The sequence below is a fragment of the Clostridium mediterraneense genome, assembly GCF_900091705.1.
Taxonomy (GTDB): domain Bacteria; phylum Bacillota; class Clostridia; order Clostridiales; family Clostridiaceae; genus Sarcina; species Sarcina mediterraneense.
In genome coordinates, this window is sequence record NZ_LT594785.1 from 2427297 (window position 1) to 2452406 (window position 25110).

Annotated in this window: 24 protein-coding genes, 3 tRNA genes, 1 rRNA gene, 1 riboswitch and 3 other annotated features; of the genes, 4 read left to right on the forward strand and 24 right to left on the reverse strand. The window is 28.8% G+C overall.

The genetic code is table 11. From position 1 onward, the window contains the following. Nucleotides 1–44 precede the first annotated feature (44 nt). Entirely contained in the window at nucleotides 45–1319 is a 1275-nt protein-coding gene (locus tag BN8917_RS13065; protein ID WP_066875068.1) for an SH3 domain-containing protein, read from the reverse strand. A gap of 247 nt (nucleotides 1320–1566) precedes the next feature. Continuing rightward, on the reverse strand, nucleotides 1567–2514 hold the full coding sequence (locus BN8917_RS13070) for a DMT family transporter (RefSeq protein WP_066875070.1): 948 nt from the start codon (nucleotides 2512–2514) through the stop codon (nucleotides 1567–1569). Nucleotides 2515–2732: 218 nt separating this feature from the next. Here BN8917_RS13070 and BN8917_RS13075 point away from each other — a divergent pair, with 218 nt between their 5' ends. Beyond that, entirely contained in the window at nucleotides 2733–3314 is a 582-nt protein-coding gene (locus tag BN8917_RS13075) for a helix-turn-helix domain-containing protein (RefSeq protein ID WP_084748654.1), read from the forward strand. Nucleotides 3315–3417: 103 nt separating this feature from the next. Here the strand turns inward: BN8917_RS13075 and BN8917_RS13080 are convergent, their stop codons facing one another. After that, on the reverse strand, nucleotides 3418–3555 hold the full coding sequence (locus tag BN8917_RS13080) for a YvrJ family protein (RefSeq protein ID WP_066875072.1): 138 nt from the start codon (nucleotides 3553–3555) through the stop codon (nucleotides 3418–3420). 53 nt (nucleotides 3556–3608) lie between these two features. Then, the gene (locus BN8917_RS13085; protein WP_407641400.1) at nucleotides 3609–4148 is read right to left on the reverse strand and encodes a DUF1836 domain-containing protein; all 540 of its coding nucleotides are present in this window, start codon (nucleotides 4146–4148) and stop codon (nucleotides 3609–3611) included. A 654-nt stretch (nucleotides 4149–4802) separates the two neighbouring features. Here BN8917_RS13085 and BN8917_RS13090 point away from each other — a divergent pair. Further along, nucleotides 4803–5042: an AbrB/MazE/SpoVT family DNA-binding domain-containing protein gene (locus tag BN8917_RS13090; protein WP_055069345.1), complete on the forward strand. Its 240-nt coding sequence runs from the start codon at nucleotides 4803–4805 to the stop codon at nucleotides 5040–5042. Nucleotides 5043–5141: 99 nt separating this feature from the next. Here the strand turns inward: BN8917_RS13090 and rsmI are convergent, their stop codons facing one another. The 4 genes from rsmI to BN8917_RS13110 form a co-directional block, all read right to left on the reverse strand. After that, complete coding sequence (rsmI, locus tag BN8917_RS13095; protein ID WP_066875517.1) at nucleotides 5142–5981, reverse strand: 16S rRNA (cytidine(1402)-2'-O)-methyltransferase; 840 nt, start codon at nucleotides 5979–5981, stop codon at nucleotides 5142–5144. A 22-nt stretch (nucleotides 5982–6003) separates the two neighbouring features. Next, complete coding sequence (locus tag BN8917_RS13100; protein WP_066875076.1) at nucleotides 6004–6762, reverse strand: tRNA1(Val) (adenine(37)-N6)-methyltransferase; 759 nt, start codon at nucleotides 6760–6762, stop codon at nucleotides 6004–6006. Nucleotides 6763–6968: 206 nt separating this feature from the next. Then, on the reverse strand, nucleotides 6969–8294 hold the full coding sequence (locus tag BN8917_RS13105) for a C40 family peptidase (protein ID WP_235830015.1): 1326 nt from the start codon (nucleotides 8292–8294) through the stop codon (nucleotides 6969–6971). Between the two features lie 203 nt (nucleotides 8295–8497). Further along, a complete protein-coding gene (locus BN8917_RS13110) occupies nucleotides 8498–8794 on the reverse strand; it encodes a hypothetical protein (RefSeq protein ID WP_066875078.1) in 297 nt (98 codons plus the stop codon). Nucleotides 8795–8930: 136 nt separating this feature from the next. Between BN8917_RS13110 and BN8917_RS13115 the strand changes: the two genes are divergently transcribed. After that, a tRNA-Pro gene (locus BN8917_RS13115) sits at nucleotides 8931–9006 on the forward strand. A 101-nt stretch (nucleotides 9007–9107) separates the two neighbouring features. Here the strand turns inward: BN8917_RS13115 and BN8917_RS13120 are convergent. Both BN8917_RS13120 and BN8917_RS14455 read right to left on the reverse strand, forming a co-directional pair. Continuing rightward, nucleotides 9108–10529, reverse strand: a complete 1422-nt coding sequence (locus BN8917_RS13120) for an N-acetylmuramoyl-L-alanine amidase (RefSeq protein WP_066875080.1) — start codon at nucleotides 10527–10529, stop codon at nucleotides 9108–9110. Between the two features lie 93 nt (nucleotides 10530–10622). After that, a complete protein-coding gene (locus tag BN8917_RS14455; protein ID WP_159426752.1) occupies nucleotides 10623–10766 on the reverse strand; it encodes a hypothetical protein in 144 nt (47 codons plus the stop codon). A 212-nt stretch (nucleotides 10767–10978) separates the two neighbouring features. On the opposite strand from BN8917_RS14455, the gene BN8917_RS13125 reads away from it, so the two are divergent. Further along, nucleotides 10979–11641 (forward strand): HAD family hydrolase, encoded by a 663-nt coding sequence (locus BN8917_RS13125; RefSeq protein WP_066875082.1) that lies wholly within the window; start codon nucleotides 10979–10981, stop codon nucleotides 11639–11641. Between the two features lie 81 nt (nucleotides 11642–11722). Here the strand turns inward: BN8917_RS13125 and BN8917_RS13130 are convergent, their stop codons facing one another. The 14 genes from BN8917_RS13130 to rrf form a co-directional block, all read right to left on the reverse strand. Further along, nucleotides 11723–13153 carry a glycosyltransferase gene (locus BN8917_RS13130; protein WP_066875084.1) on the reverse strand — a complete coding sequence of 477 codons (1431 nt, stop codon included), beginning with the start codon at nucleotides 13151–13153 and terminating at the stop codon, nucleotides 11723–11725. A 1-nt stretch (nucleotide 13154) separates the two neighbouring features. Beyond that, nucleotides 13155–14336 carry an ABC transporter ATP-binding protein gene (locus tag BN8917_RS13135; RefSeq protein ID WP_066875086.1) on the reverse strand — a complete coding sequence of 394 codons (1182 nt, stop codon included), beginning with the start codon at nucleotides 14334–14336 and terminating at the stop codon, nucleotides 13155–13157. Between the two features lie 16 nt (nucleotides 14337–14352). Next, the gene (locus BN8917_RS13140; protein ID WP_066875088.1) at nucleotides 14353–15585 is read right to left on the reverse strand and encodes a glycosyltransferase; all 1233 of its coding nucleotides are present in this window, start codon (nucleotides 15583–15585) and stop codon (nucleotides 14353–14355) included. 14 nt (nucleotides 15586–15599) lie between these two features. Continuing rightward, nucleotides 15600–16871, reverse strand: a complete 1272-nt coding sequence (locus BN8917_RS13145; protein WP_066875521.1) for a glycosyltransferase — start codon at nucleotides 16869–16871, stop codon at nucleotides 15600–15602. A gap of 30 nt (nucleotides 16872–16901) precedes the next feature. Continuing rightward, a complete protein-coding gene (locus BN8917_RS13150) occupies nucleotides 16902–18068 on the reverse strand; it encodes an ABC transporter ATP-binding protein (RefSeq protein WP_066875090.1) in 1167 nt (388 codons plus the stop codon). 15 nt (nucleotides 18069–18083) lie between these two features. Further along, nucleotides 18084–18953, reverse strand: a complete 870-nt coding sequence (locus BN8917_RS13155; protein WP_235830016.1) for an ABC transporter permease — start codon at nucleotides 18951–18953, stop codon at nucleotides 18084–18086. A gap of 160 nt (nucleotides 18954–19113) precedes the next feature. Further along, on the reverse strand, nucleotides 19114–19860 hold the full coding sequence (locus BN8917_RS13160) for a peptidylprolyl isomerase (protein ID WP_066875094.1): 747 nt from the start codon (nucleotides 19858–19860) through the stop codon (nucleotides 19114–19116). Nucleotides 19861–20027: 167 nt separating this feature from the next. Continuing rightward, nucleotides 20028–20103: transfer RNA gene (locus BN8917_RS13165), tRNA-Phe, on the reverse strand. A gap of 294 nt (nucleotides 20104–20397) precedes the next feature. After that, complete coding sequence (locus tag BN8917_RS13170) at nucleotides 20398–21123, reverse strand: ABC transporter ATP-binding protein (protein ID WP_066875096.1); 726 nt, start codon at nucleotides 21121–21123, stop codon at nucleotides 20398–20400. Then, nucleotides 21089–22108, reverse strand: coding sequence for an ABC transporter substrate-binding protein (locus BN8917_RS13175; protein WP_187117199.1), 1020 nt, complete (start codon nucleotides 22106–22108; stop codon nucleotides 21089–21091). Before BN8917_RS13175 ends, BN8917_RS13170 begins: the two co-directional genes overlap by 35 nt. Nucleotides 22109–22132: 24 nt before the next feature. Continuing rightward, nucleotides 22133–22891, reverse strand: coding sequence for an ABC transporter permease (locus BN8917_RS13180; RefSeq protein ID WP_066875101.1), 759 nt, complete (start codon nucleotides 22889–22891; stop codon nucleotides 22133–22135). A gap of 145 nt (nucleotides 22892–23036) precedes the next feature. Further along, nucleotides 23037–23137, reverse strand: a riboswitch (TPP riboswitch). Between the two features lie 118 nt (nucleotides 23138–23255). Then, on the reverse strand, nucleotides 23256–23990 hold the full coding sequence (locus BN8917_RS13185; protein WP_066875103.1) for a TatD family hydrolase: 735 nt from the start codon (nucleotides 23988–23990) through the stop codon (nucleotides 23256–23258). 121 nt (nucleotides 23991–24111) lie between these two features. Then, a tRNA-Phe gene (locus BN8917_RS13190) sits at nucleotides 24112–24187 on the reverse strand. A gap of 5 nt (nucleotides 24188–24192) precedes the next feature. Beyond that, nucleotides 24193–24310 (reverse strand): 5S ribosomal RNA (gene rrf, locus BN8917_RS13195). Nucleotides 24311–24375: 65 nt separating this feature from the next. Next, nucleotides 24376–24637 (reverse strand) — a sequence feature (23S ribosomal RNA rRNA prediction is too short). A 19-nt stretch (nucleotides 24638–24656) separates the two neighbouring features. Further along, nucleotides 24657–24816 (reverse strand) — a sequence feature (23S ribosomal RNA rRNA prediction is too short). 19 nt (nucleotides 24817–24835) lie between these two features. Then, nucleotides 24836–25004: a sequence feature (23S ribosomal RNA rRNA prediction is too short), on the reverse strand. Between the last annotated feature and the right edge of the window lie 106 nt (nucleotides 25005–25110).

Here is a 25110-nt window from a genome sequence, read left to right on the forward strand (position 1 = left end):
AAATTAAATAAAAAAAGCAAGGTTTTTAAAACCCTGCTTTCTTATTATTTAAAACCTACATACTTAGATTGTACATATCCTGTCTTGTTATCAAAATGTATTTCATACCAATCACCTTTTCTTTGAATTAGGTTAAGTTCTGTACCTTTTTTTAATTTACCAAGTACAGTTGAATCAGTACTCATATCTCCATATACATTTACCTCTTCATTTCCTACGACATTAGATATAACAGCTGCTTGAACTCCATTATTACCATCACCTATTGTAATATATCTTGTTAAAATGAATCCTTCTTTACCATCATCAAGCTTTACTTTATAGTAATTTCCTTCTCTACCTAACACATTTACTTTACTTCCTGCTGCTAAAGATGTAACTACTGTTGATTTATCACTAGCATCTCTGTAAATATTAATATTTGATCCATCATTAGACTTCATAACCATTGCTTCACCAGTTATACTAGAATTAAATTCTGTAGAATCTGTTAGATTTACATAACGAACTGGTATATATCCAATACCATTTTTGTAATTTATCTTATAGAAGTTGCCATCTTGTCCTAAAACCTCAACTTTTGCTCCTGGAGCTAAAACTCCTAATAATGTTGTTTTAGAACTTGCATCTTCATATACTCCTACATCAATCGCATTTGAATTTGCAACTACTCCATTAATTATTTTAGAATTTTCAGGTTTTGCATTTTCATTTGGTTTATTAGCTGGATTATTTGAATTTGTTTTCTCTGCTACATATAAATCATATACAAATCCAGTCTTTCCACCAACATTTATCTTATACCATGAGCCTTGTTTTCCTAAAACTTTAACATCCATACTATTTTTTAAACTAGCAAGTATTCCAGAATCCATAGTTGCATTTTGTCTTATATGAACATTTGTACTAACATTTATTATTGAAGCCATATAATCTTTTTTAACAAGCTTATCATTTACTCCACTAACTATTTTTTGAACATTTGCAGTAGCTATATAGCCTGTTGCACCAGTTTCTTGAACTATTACCTTATAAAAATCCCCACTTTGCTCTTGTATATCAAGCATTTCTCCAACTGATAAATAAGCTATAGATTTACTATCTTTATTAGCAGATTCTTTTAAAACTAAAGAACCATCACCATTTATTACAGCTGCTTTATTCTCATTTCCTTGTTTATTCGCTAATAAAACCTTATTTATTGATTTATCTTGTTTTTTTGAATCTTTTGCATTCGCCTTAGCTAAAGTTCCTGCACCAACTATTACAGCACCTACTGAAACTGCTGCTACTATTGATAATAATTTATTTTTACCCATATTCTTTCCTCCTTAGTTTATTATCTACCTTAATTATAAGTCTTAAAAGTTTTATAAAACAATGATGAATAAATGTAATAACTTAAGTGAAAATAATAAAGGAGTAAAATTCTTATACTAAATTCATATATATTGTAAAACTAACAATACAATTTAGTTATTCAATTGTAAAATCAATAATAATATTCCAAAACTTGTTAATATTTTATTTCCAAATTAAAAATAAATTTTAAAAATATATTTCAATCTATATTTTACCCTTTTTATCTTTAATTAATGAGTTACTTATCATTCCCAAAATAACTACTATAACACCAACTAAAGATAAACCAGTTGGAAACTTTCCATGTAAAAATAATACTGAACCAAGTATAGTGAATACTATAATCCCAGATTGTGTAGATTCTACTGCTGCTAGTAATGATAAGCTATGTTTTGCTTTATCTGTTGCATAGAAAAATGTAATTGTTGCTATTACTCCTGAACATAAAGCAAGTATAATTGCTTCACCAAACTGTCCATATGTAGGTATTCCTGTTTTAGTAAAACCATAGATTCCTAAAACTATACAAATAGGCATACTTACTAGAGCAACACCAAAAGATCTTTGAAAACTATCTACCTCTCCTTTACACATTTCCATTAACTTTCTATTTCCTAAAGGATATATAAATGCTGCTATTACTACTGGTACAAATCCTAAAATTAAAGATTTTATCGAAATACTACTTGCTTCATTAATTTGCATAAGTATAACCCCTACTAAAATAACACTAGCAAGTAAAAGTCTCTTTAATTCTATTTTTCCTCTTACTTTTTTAGGTCCATTCTTAGTTTCAATTACTGTAAAGAATAATGGTGATAGAAGTATTCCAGCTAAAATTGTTATTTGCCAAGTTCCTGAAGTTAACCAAGATGGTGCAAAAAGTGATGCAAAACTCAGCATAAAGTAAAATCCAACTCCAGCTAGGTTTCCCCAAAGCATCCATCTCCAAAATTTTTGTTTAATTGATTTAAATAAACCATTTAAATTTCCTCTCATTAATACAATTAAAAATAAAAATGGTATAGCTAGTACAAATCTTAAACAAGCTGTCCAAGCCCAATTAGTTCCTCCAACTCCCATAGCCTTAGTTACTACAAAAGTTGCTGAAAAGAACATTGATGAAATAAGCCCTATTATTATAGCTACCATATCTTTTCCTCCTTAGTTTATACATTTTGTAAATTTAAATATTCAATATGTAAATTATAATATACTATATCAAGTCATATGTAAAGTATATTTTTCATTTTGTATATTAAAATTATCAACATATACTCTTATAATTTGAAATTTAAGTTCTTTTAAGATAAGATAAACTATAGATAATTAAGATATTAATCGAAGATAAAGTAGCAAATTAGAAAGAGGTGATTAAAATAAATAATCTAGATAACTTCTCTTCCCAAAATTTTATTAGTGAAGTTGGAAAATCCATAAGAAAAATAAGAAATGATAAAAATCTTAGTTTAGAAGAACTTGCAAGCAAAACTGAAATAAGTAGAATAACTTTAGCTAAAATAGAACATGGAGAAGCAAATCCAACATTAAATATTATGTGGAAAATTTGTAACGCCTTATCCATTCCACTTGCTGAGTTATTTAGTATAAATGAAGAAATAAAACTATCAAAAGCAAATAATAGTATTAGTATAGAAAGTAATGATAAATCTTTTAGAATTGAATTAATGTTTAGACAGGAGTCCTCTACTCCAACTGAATTTTATAGAACTTACCTTTCTAAAGATGGAGCTATATTTACTGAAGAACATACTAAAGGTAGTATTGAAGTTGCTACTGTAATGAAGGGGAAAATATCAATTACTATTAATGATGAAGAATTTATACTTAATGAATTTGACTCTCTTAAATTTAAAGCTGATCAAAAACATTCTTATAAAAACTTAAGTACTAGTGAATCTGTAATTCATCTTTCAGTAATTTATAAATAAAAAAGACTATCTTAAAGTATATTAGAGCTATTATTTTTAGATAATCTATTTTCTTTATCTACTAATAACACCTAATATTTATAAGATAGTCTCTTTTCTAATTTTACTTATTTAATACATTTGATAATTTTTCTATACTAGTACTAAGTTTCTCAAGCTTACTTTCTATTCTTACTAATAAATAGACAGTGATAGCTATAGGAAAACCTACATTAGCAATTGATTCTATAATTATATCCATAAGAAAACTCCTTTCATTAAGTATATATACCTAATAAAAGGAGTTTTTCATTATTATTCATAATATTCTTTTACTAATCTTTGGACCATTTTTTTTATTGAACTTGCTTGAGCTACTAAAGACATTACTAAAATAAATACCTTTATCCTTTCAGCTTCTTTTTCTTCTAACTTAAGACTCTCCATTTTTTGATTTAATCTATCATTATCATATAAAGGAGTTGTTAAAAAGTCATTAAAACTCTCTTCTTGGATTTCTGAGAATATCTTATATGCTTCTGCCCATGATATGATATCATCTTCTCTATTATTGATATCATTAAATGCTAACTTAAAAACATTTTTTATTTCTTCTGTTGTTAATACAGGTCTCATATGACTTAAAAGAACTAATTGGGCTAGATGATCTTTAGTATACCCTCTTTTCTTTCCATCCTCAGGTTTAGAAATAACATTACTCTTTATGTAATTTTGTACTATATTGTTTGTATAATTATCGTCTTCAAAAGCATCATTTAGATAATCTATTACCTGAGATAAAAATAAATCATACTTTGGTAAATCTTCATAAGAAACTACACTACTTGTTGACATCTCATTCGCTAAATCTACAAGGTATTCCCTATCTACTTTTTTCGAATTCATTTTTACACCTCATTATTCATTCTTATTATAATTATATAGTAAAAATAATCACATTACAAGTTAAAACCTATTCTATTTTATGATAATACCTCATATCTATATACAATATTTAGTATTATGTAGAATATTAGATACTTTTTACCTCATTTTGGTTATTTTTGTTATAATATTGTTAATAATATTATGCTATATAGTATATAAATTTCTCTATATACTATACTTAATATACTAATTCATTATCTTATTAAGTTATTTTTAATAATTTTCAAATATATTCTTCCTTTTTATGTTATTTTTTTATAAATATATTTATTTATTTATATTATTTTTATCTACTATAATAAAAAAATATCTATTTAATAGTTAAAATAGGACAAGCATTATTACTTTTTTTACAAAATAATCTAAAATAAAGAAAATTATTCCTTATATTATGTTGACATTTCAAATAAATGGTAGTATATTTTATATATAATATATTTAAAGTCATAAACTTGAAAAAGCATTAATTTCTTTTTCCAAAAAAGTGTTGACTTATAATGTAAACTTTGTTAGTATTATAATATATTTTGTCGAAAGATGTAGTTTGCAAGGAGGATAAAAATGAAATCAACAGGTGTAGTAAGAAGAGTAGACGAATTAGGGAGAATAGTTATCCCTATAGAATTAAGAAGAACATTAGACATAGCAGAAAAGGATGCTTTAGAAATATATGTAGATGGTGAACAAATCATCTTAAAGAAATATGAACCAGCATGTATCTTCTGTGGAGATGCTAGAGATGTTGTTAACTACAAAGGTAAGAACATCTGCAAAAACTGTCTTGATGAGTTAAAGAAGTAATTTAAATTTTCAACATATAGCTTTAAGAACTACCCCTAGTTCTTAAAGCAAAAAAAGCACTTCATCCCCTGAAGTGCTTTTTTTTGCATTTTTTATATCTTATAAATTTAATGAATACTTATATACTTCTGATTTTGGAAGATTTCTTTCTTTTGCAACAAGCTTTATTGCATTCTTTTTACTTTCTCCAGCTTCAATAAAACTAACTATATGTTCTTCAATGCTCATATCTTCCCACTTAGCCTTATTTTCCATTTCAATTTCTTCTTTAGTCTTACCCTCTAAAACTAAAACAAACTCACCTTTTGGTGGATTATCTTCAAAGAAACTTATAGCTTCTTCAAGAGTTCCTCTATAAATACTTTCATGCATTTTTGTAAGTTCTCTACATACAGCAATATTTCTATTTCCTAATCCTTCTTTTATAGAACTAAGTGCATCAACTACCCTATATGGTGATTCATATATTATTATAGTTTCTGTTCTTGATGCTATATCTTCTAAAAATAATTTTCTTTCTTTAGTTTCTCTTGGATAAAATCCTTTAAACATAAACTTACTTGTATCAAGCCCTGAATATACTAACGCTGTTGTAAATGCTGTTGCCCCTGGTAAAACCTCAAATTTCACTCCATATTCAATGCATTTTCTAACTATAACTTCACCTGGATCTGAAACTCCTGGTGTTCCAGCATCACTTACTACTGCTATACTTTGTCCTTTCTTTGCTCTATCAATAAGTTCTTCACCTTTTCCTTGTTCATTATGCATGTGATAACTTATAAGAGGTTTCTTTATTTCAAAATGATTAAGTAATTTTAAGCTTTGTCTAGTATCCTCGGCTGCTACAATATCAACATTTCTTAAAGTTTCTAATGCTCTAAGTGTTATATCACCTAAATTACCTATTGGTGTTGGCACTAAATAAATTGTTCCCATCATATATTTTTCCTCCTCAAATCTATCTATTATAGATTTCGTTTATTTCTTGTGAATAATTGCCTTCATCATCATAAACATATAATGGTGGATCCCACTTAAGAAAAGCTCCCCCATCTCTTTGACCTTCAACTAAAACTATATTAGCTGCTTTTTTAGTATTAGGATGAACCATTCTTACTCTTTTTGGCTCTATCTTATATTTTCTCATTAAAGTAAATATATCCGCAAGTCTTTCAGGTCTATGTACCATATACATTCTTCCATTATCTTTTAAAAGCTTTCTTGAAGCTACTATAACATCTTCTAGAGTACACATTATCTCATGTCTAGCTATTGATAACTTATCTGTTTCATTAATTATTCCAGCATTTCTTAATTTGTATGGCGGATTTACTGTTAACACATCAACCCTTGGAAGAGTTTTTAAAAGCTCTACATCTTTTAAATCTCCCTTAATAAAAGAGATATCATCAGAAAATTTATTTATCTGAACACTTCTATTCGCCATATCAACAAATTCTTCTTGAATTTCTATCCCAATTATATTTTTAGGCTTCTTTTTTCCCTTTATAATAAAAGGAATTATCCCAGTACCTGTACATAAATCAATAACTGTATGTCTAGATTTAACTTCTGCAAAATTTGCAAGAAGTACAGCATCTACTCCAAATCTAAATCCATCTTCTTTTTGTATTAAATGTATTCCATCAAGTTGTAAGTCATCTAAAGTTTCCTCTTCTTTTAATAGACTCATATCCAGCTCAGAAAAATTATTCATATTTCACACTCTCTTTTCATTAGACTATAACTTCTATTATATAAAATCATAAAAAATAATTCCATAATAAGCACATATTTTATAATTTTTTCATACTATTTAGTAAAACCTTTTCACTCATTAATATCCCCTAAAAATTCTCCCCTAACTTTTAAATAAAAAAAGCAGACTAAAAATAGCCTGCTTTTAAAATATATAAACTAAAATTATAATATTCTTCTTGCTGTAGTGTAATTAAATATTGGACTAACTTTAACAACATCTCCAGTTCTAGGAGCATGTATTATTTGTCCATTTCCAACATAAATACCTACATGACCTGGTGCTGATGCTGGTCCATTACTAAATACAAGATCTCCTTTTTGAAGTTGATCTCTTGGTACATATCTCCCCTGATTTACTTGTGTATAAGTTGTTCTTGATAAACCATATCCTAATTGTTTATAAACATATTGAGTAAATCCTGAACAATCAAATGAATTTGGCCCTGTTGCTCCAAGAACATAAGGTCTGCCTATAAATTGATAAGCATAGGCAACTAAAGCATCTGCACTTCCTGATGCAGGTGGTGCAACAGCTTGTCCACCCCCTGAACTTGTTCCAGAGTTTGAACTACCATTTGAATTTGAGCTTGTGCCTAAATTTGAATTAGTAGAAGAAGATCCTCTATTAATTATACTTTCACTTTCAATAGCTGCAATTTTTTCTCTACCTTTTTCCATAGCTTTAACTATTTCATTATCAACAGTTGAACTAACTATTTGATTTCTAAGACCTCTTAGTGCAGTTATAGCATTTTGAATTTGTGCTTTTGTACTATTAGGATTATTAATAGTTGCTATAAAATCTTTAGCCAAAGGTCTTTCTAGATTAGTTAAATCTCCTGATATTTTTGATTTTTCCTTATTTAACTTTTCTACTAAAGCCTTTTGCTCTTTTTCCATCTTTTCAAATTCTTTAATCTTAGCCTCATTCTCTTTATTTAGCTCATCAAGTTTAGCTTTCTTCTCAGATAATTCTTTAATTTGAGAATCTAACTTTTCTTTATTTTTATCAAGGTCATCAATAACTTCTTTATCCATTGACATTATTGTACTTACTGCATTAACATTTGATATAAAGTCACCAAAACTTTCAGAAGTTAAAATCATTGAAACATAACTCTTAGTTCCACCTGATTTATAAACTCCTCTCATTCTAGCACCAAGAACTTTTTCTTTTTTTTCAATTTCTTTTTGTAATTCTTCAATTTCTTTTTCAGTATCTTTAGTTTGAAGCTTTATTTTCTCTATCTCATTTTTATTACTTTCGGTCTCAAAAAATATTGGCTCCATCTTAGCTGCTAGTCCATCTAATTCACTTTCTAAATCCTTAATTTTTGAACTAACTTCATTATATTCACTTCTAGTACTTTCAATTTTCTGTTTTTGATTATCTGATGTAGGAGTAGCTAATGCTGTATAACTTGTACCTATTACTATACTAACTGCTAGTAGGCTTGATATTACTCTTCTTTTCATATTTAAATTCACTTTCCTTATATAACTTGGTTTACAAGAAAAGCTCCCCCTCCCATGCTTACATTCTATTTACAGATTAATTTTATATAAGTACTACCTAATATAACCTCAATATTTTTGAAAATTACATTATTATTACATTTGTAATACTTTCTTAACCTTTATGTAATAGTATACAATACTTTTCCTACTTTTTCAAACATTTATTCCATTTTTTACTTTGAATACTTTTTCTTTAATAATCCTTGAATTACATTTACTATAATTATCATTGCTAAAAATATAAATAATAAAACATTTTTTTGAATTTCAACGAATTGATATACAAGTGCTAGTATACCTCCTAGTACCCCTACAATTATATTTCCTATCGCATTTATTTTTACTGCAACTGCTGAATACTTTGATCCCTTATCTGAAACTGCGTATTGATTCTTAGTTGATAATAAGAAAATTCCCATTAAAACTAATAAAGCACTTACAATAAGTAAAACTATTGTTACTGTCTTCATTTGTTAACACCTCCGCATATATATTATACATTCCTTGATATTTTATTCAAATTTATTCTCCATAAAAATTTTTAATAAAATTTATTAATATTTTGTTGACATTTATTTTATATGGTCGTATAATAATAAATGTCCACGGGGTGTGGCGCAGATGGGAGCGCGCGTGCTTTGGGAGCATGAGGTCGCAGGTTCAAGCCCTGTCACCCCGACCATTTAAGAATTGCAATTGCAGTTCTTTTTTTATTTGCAAAAACATCCTTAATCCAAATAGCCAAACTCTTCGCTACAGAGTTTGGCTATTTTTTTTATAGATTTATTTTTTTTCAACAGTTCCACCAATTATCTTTACTATATCTCTAAGAACCTTTTTCTGTTCTACTACATTTTTTGAAAGCAATTGATTCTTTGCTTCTAAATCAATCTTATCTTTTTCTAGAGTTACAATTTCATCTTTTAAAGTCTCTAAACTCTTATATATTTGATTATATTCTTTGCAAACTTCTTCTAAAGTTCTTCCCATTAAAACAACTTTATTTTTAAAATCACCTATTTGTATTTTAAGTCCATCAATACTTTCAATACTTTCCTTAAATATATCCTTACTTTGTGTTCCTAAAATCTCATAGAATATACCTAAAATATCTATACCATAATTAATTTCTGAACTCCATTTACCAGATAGATTTTCAACATACTTACAGATTCCAAATAAATATGAGAAATGTCTTGGGTCTTTGCTATCCCTATTAGGATAACCTACAGCCCCTGCATATAAAGCTAAATGATCAAGATGTGCCTTAACACCATCTTTCCAAGAATCAAATTTCTTATAATTTTCACTCTTATCTTCTTTCAATCCACCAGGATTAAACATATCTTCTTTAATATCTAAATCAAAATAACCTTTTTGTGTTTCAATAGCAGCTTGAGCATATGCCACAGCTGGATTTACATTCCCTGATTCTTTATATAAAGCCCAGTATAAATCAACTAATGCTATAAAATTATCAGTAGCACCTTTATTTTTTGCCCATTGTTTAGCCTGATTCTTATCTGGTATTTCTCCACCTAAAATTGGAGTAAGCGTTTCTACATTTTCTTTAACCTTTTTTTCTACAACTTGAACATCTATATTTCTATCTAATGCTTCCATTAGCTGATCTGAAGATACATCATCTTTTAAAAATGCAGCCTTATTATTTACCTCTAAATACTCTCTTATACCATCTGCTATAAATCCAGCTACTTCGTTATTAAAACTATCACTAGCTAAAAGATTTTCTTCTCTTTCATTAGTAATAAAACAAACTTTAACCATAGCAGATGGCATATTATTTTCCTTAAATAATATAAGGTCACTATACTTTGCTCCTCTACTATTTAGCTTAGAACAGTTGCTTAATGAAGTAATCAAATCATATGCTAATTTTGAAGAATCAACATCATCAGTTGCTGAAATAACTTCAACTCCTGTTTCTCTTCTATCATCAGAACTATTAGCATGAATAGTTACAAAACATTTTGCTCCTTCATTATTAGCTATACTAGTTCTTTCTTCTCCCATAAGGCCTATATCTGAATCTCTAGTAAGTTTCACACTAACTCCACTTGATTCTAAGATATCTTTACATACCTTTGCTATATATAATGTACAGTCTTTTTCTCTTACACCATTAACACCAACAGCACCATAATCATTTCCACCATGACTAGCATCTAAAATAACATCAACCATATTTCCCTCTACTTTAAATATTATTATCAATTTAATATATTAAAAATAAAGTAAAATCATTCATTAAGATGCTAAATTTCATTTTTTTATAAGTTAATTATAATTTTCTTTATCATCTTCATACTCATTAAATGCTTCTTCAAGAAGCTTATCCCCCCTAGCTGCCGCCTTAAATAGTGATAAATAGAAAATAACTCCTACAATCCATGCTCCACCAAGTATTAATATTAATTTCATTTATTTCACTCCTTATATAATGTCTATTAATCATTATTGTCAAAAGAAATAATCTTAATCATTTTAAAATACACCAGTTTCTTATTTCTAATAGTAATTTAATATATTATATAATACTTTAAAAATTCAATAGTGACATTTCTAATTTAAATTCTCCTAAAATATAGGTAAGTTACTTTATATATGTTAAAATTCTATAGGGGGTGGTATAAATGCTTAACAATATAAAAGCAGCTATTTTTGATTTAGATGGAACACTTGTAGATTCAATGTGGATCTGGGAGCAAATAGATTTAGACTATCTAACTCAAATAGGACATATTGATGATGTAGACTTCAAACAATTAAAGGCTGATATAAATCATCTTAGCTTTAGAGGAACAGCAGAATACTTCAAAAATAGATTTAATATAAAAGAATCTATAGATGAGATTTGTGATATTTGGCATCAAATGGCTTATGATAACTATAAAAATAAAGTTCATTTAAAAGAAGGAGCTAAAGAATTCTTAACTGAATTAAAAAACTCAGGTATAAAAATTGGACTAGCTACAAGTAACTCATTTGAACTACTTGAAGTTTGCTTAAAAGCTAATGGAGTTTATGATTTATTTGATGCTGTAACAATAACAGGAGAAGTTGAAAGAGGAAAGAATTTCCCTGATGTTTATCTTCTAGCAGCAGATAGACTAGGAGTAGTCCCAGAAGATTGTATGGTATTCGAAGATATACCAACAGCAGTACAAGGTGCTAAAAAAGCAAATATGCAAGTAACAGCTATATATGATAAAGCTTCTGCTAATCATCAAGATGAATTAAAAAAAGTCGCTGACAATTACATAATGAGTTACAAAGAACTTCTAATAAATAATTAGTTTTTAACTCTAAATAAAAAAAGACTACCAATATCTTGGTAGTCTTTTTTTATAAAATATTAAATTCTACATATAGCCTAATTACTTCATCATTTCATCTTTGATAACCTGAGCTCTATTAAGCCATGTATTTTGTTCTGCTTCTTCCCTTAATAAGTTTAGATAAACTTTATCATTTTTAAGTGTTAGAGCATAATCAATTTTTTCTATAAATTCATCATCATTATGAGCAATTTGAGAACTCTTATACTTTTTACACTCATTAATATCAGTAGTTACTATTGGCTTTGAAAGAGCCATATATTCAAATAATTTAACTGGACTTGTTGCATCTGTTATTTCATTTTTTATAAATGGTATTGTGCAAACATCAAAATGACAAGCATACTCTTTGATTAGTTTCTTATATTCTACTATTCCTAAATAGTGAACATTATCAAACTCTAATACTCCACTCTTTTTAAGAGTCTTATCATAATCTATTCCTATAAGAACAATTTCATATTGAGGTCTTTCCTTAGCAAGCTTTTTGATTTTAGTATAATCAAACCAGCTAGCAAGTGCCCCATAGTATCCTATTATAGGCTTTTTCTTTTCAAGAATTTTTTCTATCTTAGTTCCTACTTTATGACCTAGATTTTCAAAGTCCTTGATATTAACTCCATTTTGAGCAAGAATGCTTCCTTTTTCAATCCCTCTAGCCTCATCAGCAAGTTTCTTTAACTTGTCAGCTGTTGATATAACAATAACATTTTCAGTATCTGATAGAAGTTTATTATGTTCTTCTATCATTTCATCTGTTACTTCAACTCCACTTATATCTTCTGAAATTTCATCAACAAAATCATAAAGAATCTTAAATCCTTTATCCATATAAAATTTTATATCTTTATATGTAACATCATAAAGACAAGTTGCATAAACATGAACAAACTTATTTTCTATATTTCTAGATTCCATTACTTCAAATAAAGTGCTCTTTAAAAGAGGCATATCTAAATTCATTATATATAAATTTTCTTTTACTTTCTTAACTGCAAAAACATCTTCATCTTGAGATAAATCAGCTTTATATATATATAATATCTTTTTCTCTGACATAGCTTCAGCTAAGTGTTGAGGTCTTTGCTTTAACTCAATGTTCCATCCAAAACCTGCATGGAATATAACAACAGCATCATAATTTTCTATATCAAAAATCTTTTCAAGACCTAATCTAAATTGTTCATGATTTGTTTGATACATAATTGTATTTAAAGCACTATCAATTATCTTTAAAGTATCTGAATATCTTTTATAAAATTCTCCGCTTAAAACTGAATCAGAAAAATCTCCTTTTGCATCTCCATAAACAGGATCTGCAATCTGTGGATATTTTCTTAAAATACGTGCATTTAAATCTAATTTTTCTTGTTCAGTTAAATTTTCATAGCCCTTATCTACTGCTTCTTTAAAATCTTTCCCTAAATCAGCATCTATTTCTGTGCGTTGCTCAATAGCCTTCTTAAACATTCTATTCCTCCCACTTATCTTTTAAGAACACAAAGCCTTGTGAATTTTTATCACTATTAACTCTAAATGATATAACTGCTTGCTCAGTTTTTAAAGCTACTAAGTTTTGACTCTCTGAGAAGATTACATCTAAATAATATAATCCATCAGCAACTCTTAAACTATCAATAGAAAAGCTAAATTTATTTAATCCTTTTTCCCAAGGAATCTTGAATCCATCAACATTACTATTAACTGCACAAATAAATTGATCTACATGTCTAAATTCTCCTGGTTTTTTATAAGCTTTTCTAATTTCTATACTAGCTCCTGGATTTTCTATATCATCTCTTAAAACTTCATATTCTAATTCAAATTCTATCTTTTCACCGTAAGAAAATTCTTCTTTATCCCCTTTAATCTTAACGTCTTTTAATTCAACAAAGGCTGATATATCTTCAACTTTTTCACCTTTTTCAGTCATTGTTCTATAATAGTTTTCAACAACATCAAAAGCTGGTCCTATTTCTCTAACCTTACCTTTTTCAAGCCATATAGCTCTTTCACAATATGTTTGAACAGTTGTTAGCCCGTGTGATACATAAAGTATTGTCTTTCCTGCTCTTTTAAATTCATCAAATTTTTCCATACATTTTTGTTGAAAACCTACATCTCCAACAGAAAGAATTTCATCAACAATAAGTATGTCAGGATCTATATTTATCGCAACTGCAAAAGCAAGTCTAGCGTACATCCCACTTGAATAATTTTTAACAGGCTGATTAATAAAATCTCCTATATCAGCAAATTTAATAATCTCATCCTTTACTGCATCGACTTCTTCTGTACTCATTCCCATAAGACTTCCATTAAAGTAAATATTACTAATACCTGTTAGTTCTGGATTAAATCCAGCTCCAAGTTCTATAAGAGAAGAAATTCTACCATTAACTTTTGCACTTCCTCCATTAGGAAATGCAACACCTGATAATATTTTTAGTAAAGTAGATTTTCCAGCACCATTATTTCCTATGATACCAACGATTTCTCCTCTTCCTACTTCAAAAGAAACATTATCAAGAGCTACAAACTCTCTTGGTTGTTTTTTTGAAAAAGGATTTATAAGCATAGAAGCCTTACTTGCTTGAGAATCATATATTTTATATTTCTTAGTTAAATTTTCTACTTTTATTGCGTAAGACATTTACTTACTACCTCCATTAAGAGTTTAATATAAGTTCTTTTATATCTCTAGCTTTTTGTCCCCAAGTATTATCAAGCCCTTCTTTCTTTAGAAGTTCTAAATACTCTGAATTATCTCTGAGATTATCAGCTTTTCTTATATTTTCAATAAACTCTTCGTGTGTTTTACTTACTAAAGGTGATTTATACTTTCCACACTCTGGTAAGTCTGTTGTAACAATTGGCTTTCCAAGAGCCATATATTCAAATAACTTAACTGGACTTGTTGCTTCTGTTATATCATTTATAACAAATGGAATTGTAGCAACATCAAAGAATTTAGCATAAGTAGGAAGTTCTGTATAATTTCTAGTTCCTAAATAATGAACATTTGAAAGTTGTAAAATTCCGCTCTTATCTAAAGATTTATCATAATCTATACCTATAAGAATTATTTCATGGTCTGGTAATTCCTTAGACATTTTCTTTATAAGCTCATAATCAAACCATTTAGCAAGAGCACCAAAATATCCAATTACTTTTTTATTACTATTTACTATATCTTTAATTTCTTCAGGTATCTTATCACACTTAATATCTGAGAAATGTTCAAATTGTACTCCATTAGTTACAAGAGCAACTCTTTTATCTCCTCTTATTTTAACTACTTCTTCATAAAGCTTTGTTGCTGTAGTAACAACATAAACTTCATCTGTATTTTTTAGCATTCTTTCATGACTTGCTTTAACAGCATCTGAAATTTTAAATCCTGCTATTTCATCTGATAAATCATCAACATATTCATAAATAAGTTTGAATCCTCTATCAGTAAACTTTTTCATATATTTATCATATTCACTAAAGCAAGTTGAATAAATTTGTCCATAACAAGGTATTCCACTTTCTTTAATCATATCAAGAAGACCTTCCTGTAACCAATAAAGATCCGTATTAACAAGATATAAATTATCTTTAATCTTTTTACTTACAGTGATTTCTTTTTCTATATATGGTGAAGCCTTATATAAATATAGAATATTTTCATTAGCCATATTTAAAGCTATATGCTGTGGTCTTTGAAACATCTTTACATTAAATCCAAAGTAAGTATCAAAGATAACTACAGCATCAAATTTCTTACTATATAATACTTCTTTCATTTCTTTAAAGAAAATATCTTTTTGATCTTCATGACCTGTTGATCTTAACTTATGATAAATAGGCAGTACAATAGGTCTAAATAAATTTTCTATTGATTTTAAAATACTCATTAAATAATCACCTTTTACTTAATATTTTTCTTCACTAAATCATAAAGCACTTGTGCCTTTTCTGTCCATGTATTTTCTAAAGCCTCTTCATCTAACCACTTATAATATTCGCTATCTTTTGGAATACTTAAAGCTTCATCTATTTTAGCTACAAAATCATCTGCATCTTTTCCTATAAGAACAGATTTATATTTTCTACATTCTCTCATATCTGTAGTAACAATTGGATGTGCCATAGCCATATATTCAAATAATTTAACTGGACTTGTTGACTCAGTAATATCATTTAATAAGAAAGGTATAGTTGATACATCAAAGAATTTTCCGTACTTAGGTAAATCTTTATAATCAATAACTCCAATATAATGAACATTAGGAAGTTCTTCTACTTTACTTTCTTTAAACTTTTCATCATATAAAAATCCAATAAGAACTATTTCTAAATTAGGTCTTTCAACTGCAAGTTTTCTTAAAAGCTCATAATCAAACCATTTAGCAAGTGCTCCAAAATATCCTATTATAGGATTTCCTTTAGAAACTATATTCTTAATTTTTTCTGGAACTTCAATTTCATGTCTTATCCAATCTTTATACTGAACACCATTAGTTATCATAGCGACATTTTCATCACCACGAATTCCTCTTATTTCATCAATAAGTTTATCTGCTGACCCAATAGCAAAATTATTTGTATCAGATAATATATTCTTATGTCTAGCGTAAACAAACTCTGGAAGATATCCTGAAATTTGATCTGACATTTCATCAATATATTCATAAATTATATGAAAACCTGCATCAGTATACTTTTCCTTTATATATGGTTCATCTAAATAAACATCTGTTGAATATAAAGATAAGAACTTTGACCCTTTATGTTCTCTAAGAACATCAAACATAGCATTATTTAAGGCGTAATTTGCCATATTAACAATATATAATCTATCTTTTAGTTTTTTCATTTCTGTTATATCTTGATCGAATTGTTCTGATGAACGATAAAAATATAAAAGTCCTTTATCTGTAAGTTCATTAGCCATATGTTGTGATCTTTGGAAAAGTGGTATATTCCAACCAACTCTTGAATCAAATACAACAACAGCTTCATAATTTTCTTCTTCTAATATTTTCTTAAACATTGCATGATATCTATTGTAATTTTTATTATAAGTAACTCTTGATCTACTTCTAATACAATATATCTTGTAACCAATATCCATACAAATTTTCTTAATAAGAGCTAAAAATCCTTCTTCTTTTAAAATTCTTTTAACCTTATCAAACATTATTCCCACGTTTGAGGTCCTCCTAACACACTATTTATTCCAAGAATGATCCAATATTAAGAATCCTTCCCCTCTATACTTGTCGTCCATAGTAAAACTGCAAGCATTTATCTTTCTGTAAAGAGTCTCACCTTTATCTATTACTATTACATCAAAGTAATAAACTCCAGCAACAAGACTAATATCTTCTAGACTTAGTTTAAACTTATTTGAACCTTTTAATCCTTTAATTCTGATATTATTATCCACACTATCAAAAGCACAAACAAATTGGTCACTCCCTCTTGTTGTACCTGGTTCATAATCTGTTTTTCTGATTTCAAAAATAATTCTTGGAGCTTCTAACTCCTCATTTAGTTCATATTCAAACTCTAAATTTATATCTTCTCTATAAGAAATCTTTTCTTTATTAGGAGTAAGACTTAAACTTTTTAGTTTTGAACTTTTACTTTCTTCTATATTTTCTATAGTAGCAGGATTAAAGTTAATATTATAATATCTTTCAACAACTATAACTGAATTCCCATCATCCATAACTTCTCCTCTTTGAAGCCATATAGCTCTATCACAGAATTTTTTAACTGTTCCAAGCCCATGAGAAACATAAAGTATAGTCTTTCCTGCTTTTTTAAACTCTTCAAATTTTGCCATACATTTAACTTGGAATCCAACATCTCCAACAGATAAAATTTCATCTACTATAAGTATATCTGGATCTATATTTATAGCAACTGCAAAAGCAAGTCTCGCAAACATACCACTTGAATAACTTTTAACTGGTTGATGAATAAAGTCTCCAATATCAGCAAATTCTATAATTTCATCTTTAACTGCATCTATCTCACTTGTTGACATTCCATTAAGAGCCCCATTAAAATAAATGTTCTCCATTCCAGAAAGTTCAGGATTAAATCCTGAACCTAATTCTAGAAGTGAAGAAATCTTACCATTTATTATAACTTCTCCTGATGTTGGGAATGCAACCCCTGTAAGTATTTTTAAAAGTGTTGATTTACCAGCACCATTATGTCCAATAATACCAACACACTCACCTTTTCCTATAGTAAAGGAAACTCCATTTAAAGCATAAAATTCTTCGTATTTTCTTTTTTTAAATACAGAAATGAGCTTTTCTCCCTCATTTCCATACATCTTATACATTTTTTTAAGATTCTTAACTTCTATTACAACTGACATATCTAAACCTCACTTTTATAGAACGTCATCAAATTCTGGTCTAAACTTATTAAATACCTTTGTTCCAAATATAAATAATAATATTGTTATTATAAAGAAGTACACTGTATATGTCCATCCTGGCATTCCAAAGAATGGTTGTGAAATCCAATCACTTCCAAGATATGCATCTCTATAAGATAATACTAAATATGTTAAAGGATTTAATTTAACTATATTTACTAATAAATGAGCATATTGTTCATATTGCCCTTTCCAATCTGCCATTTGACTTAAATCCCACATTACAGGACTTAACCAGAATAGAAATTGCATTGAAACTGATATCGCATGCATAAAGTCAATTGACATAACAACCCAAGTTGATAAAACTCTAGCTAATGCTGTCATAAATATTAAAGTAACTAATATTGAATATATAAGTAGTAAATAATTTATGTTTCCAAGCCATCCATTAACACCCATAATTATAAAGTTTATAACCAAGAATATTAAATATGTATAAAAACTTATCATAAGTCTTATACTAGGTAATATCTCTACTGGAAATTTAACTTTCTTTACCAAGAATGCATTATTTCTAATGGATCCTGCACCTGCTACTATGTAATCAGAAATAAATATCCATGGTACATAGCCTGCTACAAGCCAAACTAAGTAAGGAACTGGTCTACCATTTATTTGATATTCATTTCCACCAAAAACCATACCAAAAATAACCCAAAAAACAGCTATCATTGATAAAGGTCTTATAATAGCCCATAAGATTCCAAGTCTTGATCCAGCAAACTCCTTCTTAAATTCTTTTCTAGAGATACTCATAACCATTTTCCAATTTGAAAAAACGCTTTTCTCTAAATTAATCCAATTTCTCAAAAAATTCACCTCTACTTATCGAAACCGTAATTTTGAATTTGACATATGTTATTATAACATAGTTTTTATAATGTAACCGTAAAAATTAATTACTTGTAAAATATAAAAATAAAGCTCACCAAAACATAATTTTAGTGAACTTTATCAAATTTAAAAATATATTTTAAAATTATAGTCTTTCTACGCCAACTTTAGCTTCTAATTCTGTTAAGATTCCAGCATATACTTCTTCTTGTGCTGTCATTAATAATCTCTTAGCAATTAAATCTTTAACTTCTTCGAAAGATTTAACTCTTGCTGGTATTTTTTCTTCAACTTTTATTAAGTGGAATCCAAATTGTGTTTGAACTGGTTCACTTATTTCACCAACTTCTGTATTGAAAGCAACTTCTTCAAACTCAGGAACCATCATTCCTCTTGAGAATTCTCCAAGGTTTCCATCTGCTTGCTTTGAAGGACATGTTGAATATTCTCTTGCTGCTTCTTCAAATGTAAGTTCTCCAGCCACTATTCTTTCTCTTAAAGCCTTTATTTCATTTTCATCAGCCATTAAGATATGTTTTGCAGCAACCTTTTCTGGTTCTTCAAATTCTGATTGGTTATTATCATAGTAAGCTTTAACTTCTTCATCTTTAACTTCGATTCCTGAAACTACTTCAGCAACTGTTCTTTGGATTAAGATTTCTTTGCTTATATTTTTAACTTGTTCTAAGTAGATTGGTGTTTCATCAATCTTTAATTCTTTACCTTTGTGGTATATTAATTCGTATCCTATAGCTTGCTCTAAAACAGCCTTTCTTGTTTCTGGATTATCGAACATTCCTCTTTGTTCTGCTGGGTATCTTGAAATTATTGTATCGATATCTTTTTCTGTAATTTCTCTTCCAGCTACTCTTGCTAAAACTTTATTTTCCATTGAAATTATCTCCTTTTATTCGTTTATAATACCATAATATAATAACATATTATAAAAATTTTAAAAAGATTAGTGAAATTTAATCTCTTTATTAATTCTATATTTCATCTTAAGATTTAAACTTAAAAATATATAAAAAAAACCTAATGCTAAACATTAGGTTATACTGGTGGCTCGAGCAGGAATCGAACCAGCGACACGAGGATTTTCAGTCCTCTGCTCTACCGACTGAGCTATCGAGCCATATCTTTTTTACAATTATAATTATATAACTTAAAAATATTCCTGTAAAGCTTATCTTTAATGTAAATATTAAAATTAACTCTATATTTTTTATATTATCGCTTTTTATCTCTCATTTTCTTCCTAAAATAATAAAATTAATATCAAATAACTAAAAATATATTACTACTATAAATAATTTAATATATAAATCCTACTTTTTTTAATATTTATTCAATTAAAATCTATCTACTCTAAAACTCTCTTTATAATATACTAAAAAAATTACTACTAATTAATATAAATAAAAAAGTATTAGGACATAAATCCTAATACTTTCTTTTTAAATTCAATAAAATTATCATCTATAATAATCTCTCTATTTCTTTCCTTTGAAAAACTAACTCCTACCTCACCAACTATTTTAGCTGGTTTATTTGAAAGAACATAAATTTTATCTGATAGTAAAACAGCTTCTTCTATATCATGAGTTATCATAATAATAGTAGCACCAATACCTTTTGATATATCCTTTAGCCAAATCTGCATATCTCTTCTTGTAATAGAATCTAATGCCCCAAACGGCTCATCTAAAAGAATAATATCATTAGAAGTTAGATAAGTCTTAAGAAAATTAGCCCTTTGCTTCATCCCCCCAGAAAGCATATTAGGAAATTTATTTTCATATCCCTTAAGTCCAAATAGTTCTAAATACTTTTCGACTTCTATCCTAGCATCTTTTTTACTAACACCTTTAAAAACAAGTGGTAATCCTATATTATCTATTACTTTCTTCCAAGGTACCATCATATCTTTTTGATACATATAAGCAATATCCCCATTAATTTCTTTAGTTCCTTTATCTGCTTGTACTAAATCACAAATAATATTAAAAATAGTACTCTTCCCACAACCAGATGACCCAACAATAGATATAAAGTCTCCCTGTTTAATTTCTAAAGATATTTTATCTAAAACTTTTAAGCCATCAAAACTTTTTTCTATATTATCTAAGATTATTTTCTTTTGGTAAAAACTCATTTGTATAAGCCTCACTTGCTTTCATATCTTTTTCTAATAATTTATTATCTAAAAGAAATTTAGTATAGTTATCCCAAACACTATCTTTCATAAGTCCCCAATACTCAGCCTCAGCCTTATATTCATTAGCTAAAAACTTTTGGCTTTCAATAGCTAAGTCTTCACTTATTTCAGGTGCATATTTAACTAAAATCTTAGCTGATTCTTCTGGATTTGCTATTGCATAGTAATATCCTTTAGCAGTAGCCTCCATAAATTTCTTAGTAACTTCTTTCTTCTTATTAATAGTATCCTCAGTTGCTGCAATAATTGGAGTATAATAATTAAACGCTGGATCTATATCCTTTAAAGGAATATAATTTATAGGAAAATTATTAAGCTTTGCTTGAGCATTTGTCCATCCTTCAAATACCCACTCAAAATCTAAATTCTTCTTAGTAGCAGCAAAAAAATCTTCTGCTCCTACATCAACCATCTTTAACTTAGAGAAATCTGCACCATTTTTCTCCATAGCAAGCTTAATTATACTTGCTTCAGCAGGTCCACCAAATCCTCCATAAATCTTATTTTCAAAATCCTTAACAGTCTTAATTCCCTTTTCTTTTGGAGATGCAAAACCAGAAGTATTATTTTGAATAATAGCCCCAATAGCCTTAACTGGTAAACTTGCATCAGAAGTTCTAGCAAAAGTTAAATCTTCTTGATATGTAATAGCATAATCTCCTTTTCCAGCAGATATAAGCTGAAGTGATGAACCTTCTGATGGTTGCTTTATCTCAACATCCAAACCTAATTCTTTATAGAATCCCATTTCCTTAGCAACATAAAAACCTGTATGATTAGTATTTGGTGTCCAATCTAAAATTAACCTAATCTTCTCATTCCCTTCACTATTAACAGTAGTTTCATTTTTACTTCCACAAGCTACAAAAATAAGTACTGTTGAAATAGCAAGTCCTATAACCCCTAAAAACCTTTTTTTCATTATAATCTCTCCCCTTAAATTTATTTACTCCTTATTCCAAGGCATAGATAACTTCTCTAAAAGCTTAACTATCCAAAATAAAAACATACTAACTAAAACAATAATTAAAATAGCAGCAAACATCTTATCTAAAGCATAAGCACTTCTTGCCCTTACCATATAAACACCAAGTCCTTTTTCTCCACCAAGCCATTCACCAACTACAGCCCCCATAATACTATAAGTTGCAGCAATTTTAGCGCCAGAAAAGAAATTAATTAGACCACTTGGTAATTTTAAATGTATAAATCTCTGTATTTTTGAAGCTCCCATAAGCATAAAATGATTTTCTAACTCCTTAGAAACACTATCAATCCCATCAACTATACTTATAACAATTGGAAAAAAGCAAACTATAACTACAACCACTATCTTGGGTAAAACTCCAAAACCAAACCAAATTATAAATAAAGGAGCTAGAGCAATTATAGGTACAGTCTGAGATACAAGAAGTAATGGATAAAGCCCTTTTTTTAAAATAGGAATTAAATCCATAATAACAGCTAAAATAATTGCCAAAATAATTGCTATAACAAATCCAATAATACCTTCTAAAATAGTTACAAACATATGTGGCATTAAAACATTAAATTCTTTAATTAAGCTTTGTCCAATATTAATAGGTGAGGGTAAGATATATTTTTCTATTCCACCAAGCTGTGCAATCCCCTGCCATATAAATAAGATACATATCAAAAATAAAATAGGAATTAATTTATTGTTTATTTTATTTAATTTTTTCACACTTCCTCCTTCCTAGTAAATAATAATTAACTACTATATTTTTTATTTAATAATATATTTTAAAATCATTATCAAATAAAAAAAGTAGTATCCCACATAGGACACTACTATAAACACTCAGCAATTAAAATTATCACATATAATTATATGAAAAAATATAACTCCCTACGTTGGCATTATCCAAATCAGGTAATGGGTCGAATAAATTCCTCTCAGATAGCTAAACTACCTCCCCAGTATTTAAAATATCTTTTTATATAATTCTATCAAATTATTACTTAATATACAATATTTTACTCAAAAATAATTTTTATTCTATATTTTTAAATATTTATTGACATAAATCTTTATTTAAATAAAACTTTTAATCACTCATAATCTTTAAATAATTATTATAAATATGACTTTTTGTTTCTTTAAAAGATAAATTCTTAACTTCAGAAATCCTTTTAACAACTCTTCTTATATACCTAGGATAAGCATATTCACCATTAACCCACTCTAAGGCAGTAGGTCCATCTGTTTCTGAAAGTAATCTATCTATAGGGACCTTTTTTATTATATAATCAGTTAGATCTGATTCATATACATCAACACTTATTGTAAAATAAACACCTAAATTAATTAGGAGCTCAAGTGTCTCCCTATCCCCACTATACCAATGAATAATAGCTCTATTGTAATTATATTTTAAAAGACTATTATAAATCTCTTTCTCTGCACCTTTTGTATGTATAGTTATATACTTATTTCTTTTTATAGCTTCATCTAAAATAAAATAATATATTTCTCTTTGTCTATCAAAAGTATTTTTATCAGCCCACAAATAATCAAGTCCTATCTCACCTATAAGCTTACTTTCCTCTATATAAGGAATTAACTCTTTCAAGTCACTATTAACTTTATCTACATTCCAAGGGTGGAGCCCAAAACTAGCTATTATATTATCATATTCTAAAGCAAGTTTTTTAATTTCATTGTAATTTGAAATATCCATAGAATTTGAAATCAATATTATTTTATTATCTTTTGCATCTTTCAAAGCTTTTTCTAAGTTGTTTTCAAAAAAATCTAAATGCGTATGAAAATCTACAAACATAAACCTTCCCCCTAATAATTTGTATAAATAAAAAAATTCTAAATACAATATGTATCTAGAATTATATAACAAAAATTATTATAAAAAAATAAAAGCTTAGTAAATATTACTAAGCTTTTGCTGGTGGCTCGAGCAGGAATCGAACCAGCGACACGAGGATTTTCAGTCCTCTGCTCTACCGACTGAGCTATCGAGCCATAAGACCTGGCAACCACCTACTCTCCCACACAGCTGCCCGTGCAGTACCATCGGCCTCTAAAAGCTTAACCTTCGTGTTCGGAATGGGAACGGGTGTTACCTTAAAGAGCATCATCACCAGATTTTTGAGAAATTATTCTCTAAAAATTACACATATATATTTGCCTTTTTCTTTTTGGTCAAGCCCTCGTTCTATTAGTATCAGTCAGCTAAACATGTTACCATGCGTACACCTCTGACCTATCAACCTCCTGTTCTCGAAGGGAACTTACTAGCTTACGCTATGGGAAATCTCATCTTGAGGGGGGCTTCATACTTAGATGCTTTCAGTATTTATCCCTTCCCGACTTAGCTACCCAGCTATGCTCTTGGCAGAACAACTGGTGCACCAGAGGTCAGTCCATCCCGGTCCTCTCGTACTAAGGACAGCTCCTCTCAAATTTCCTACGCCCGCGACGGATAGGGACCGAACTGTCTCACGACGTTCTGAACCCAGCTCGCGTGCCGCTTTAATGGGCGAACAGCCCAACCCTTGGGACCTACTTCAGCCCCAGGATGCGACGAGCCGACATCGAGGTGCCAAACCTCCCCGTCGATGTGAACTCTTGGGGGAGATCAGCCTGTTATCCCCGAGGTAGCTTTTATCCGTTGAGCGATGGCCCTCCCACGAGGTACCACCGGATCACTAAGCCCGACTTTCGTCCCTGCTCGACCTGTATGTCTCGCAGTCAGGCTCCCTTATGCCTTTGCACTCTACGAACGATTTCCGACCGTTCTGAGGGAACCTTTGGGCGCCTCCGTTACTTTTTAGGAGGCGACCGCCCCAGTCAAACTGCCCACCTAACAATGTCCTGTGACCAGATTCATGGCCGCCAGTTAGAACTTCAGTAATGTCAGGGTGGTATCCCAAGGACGACTCCAC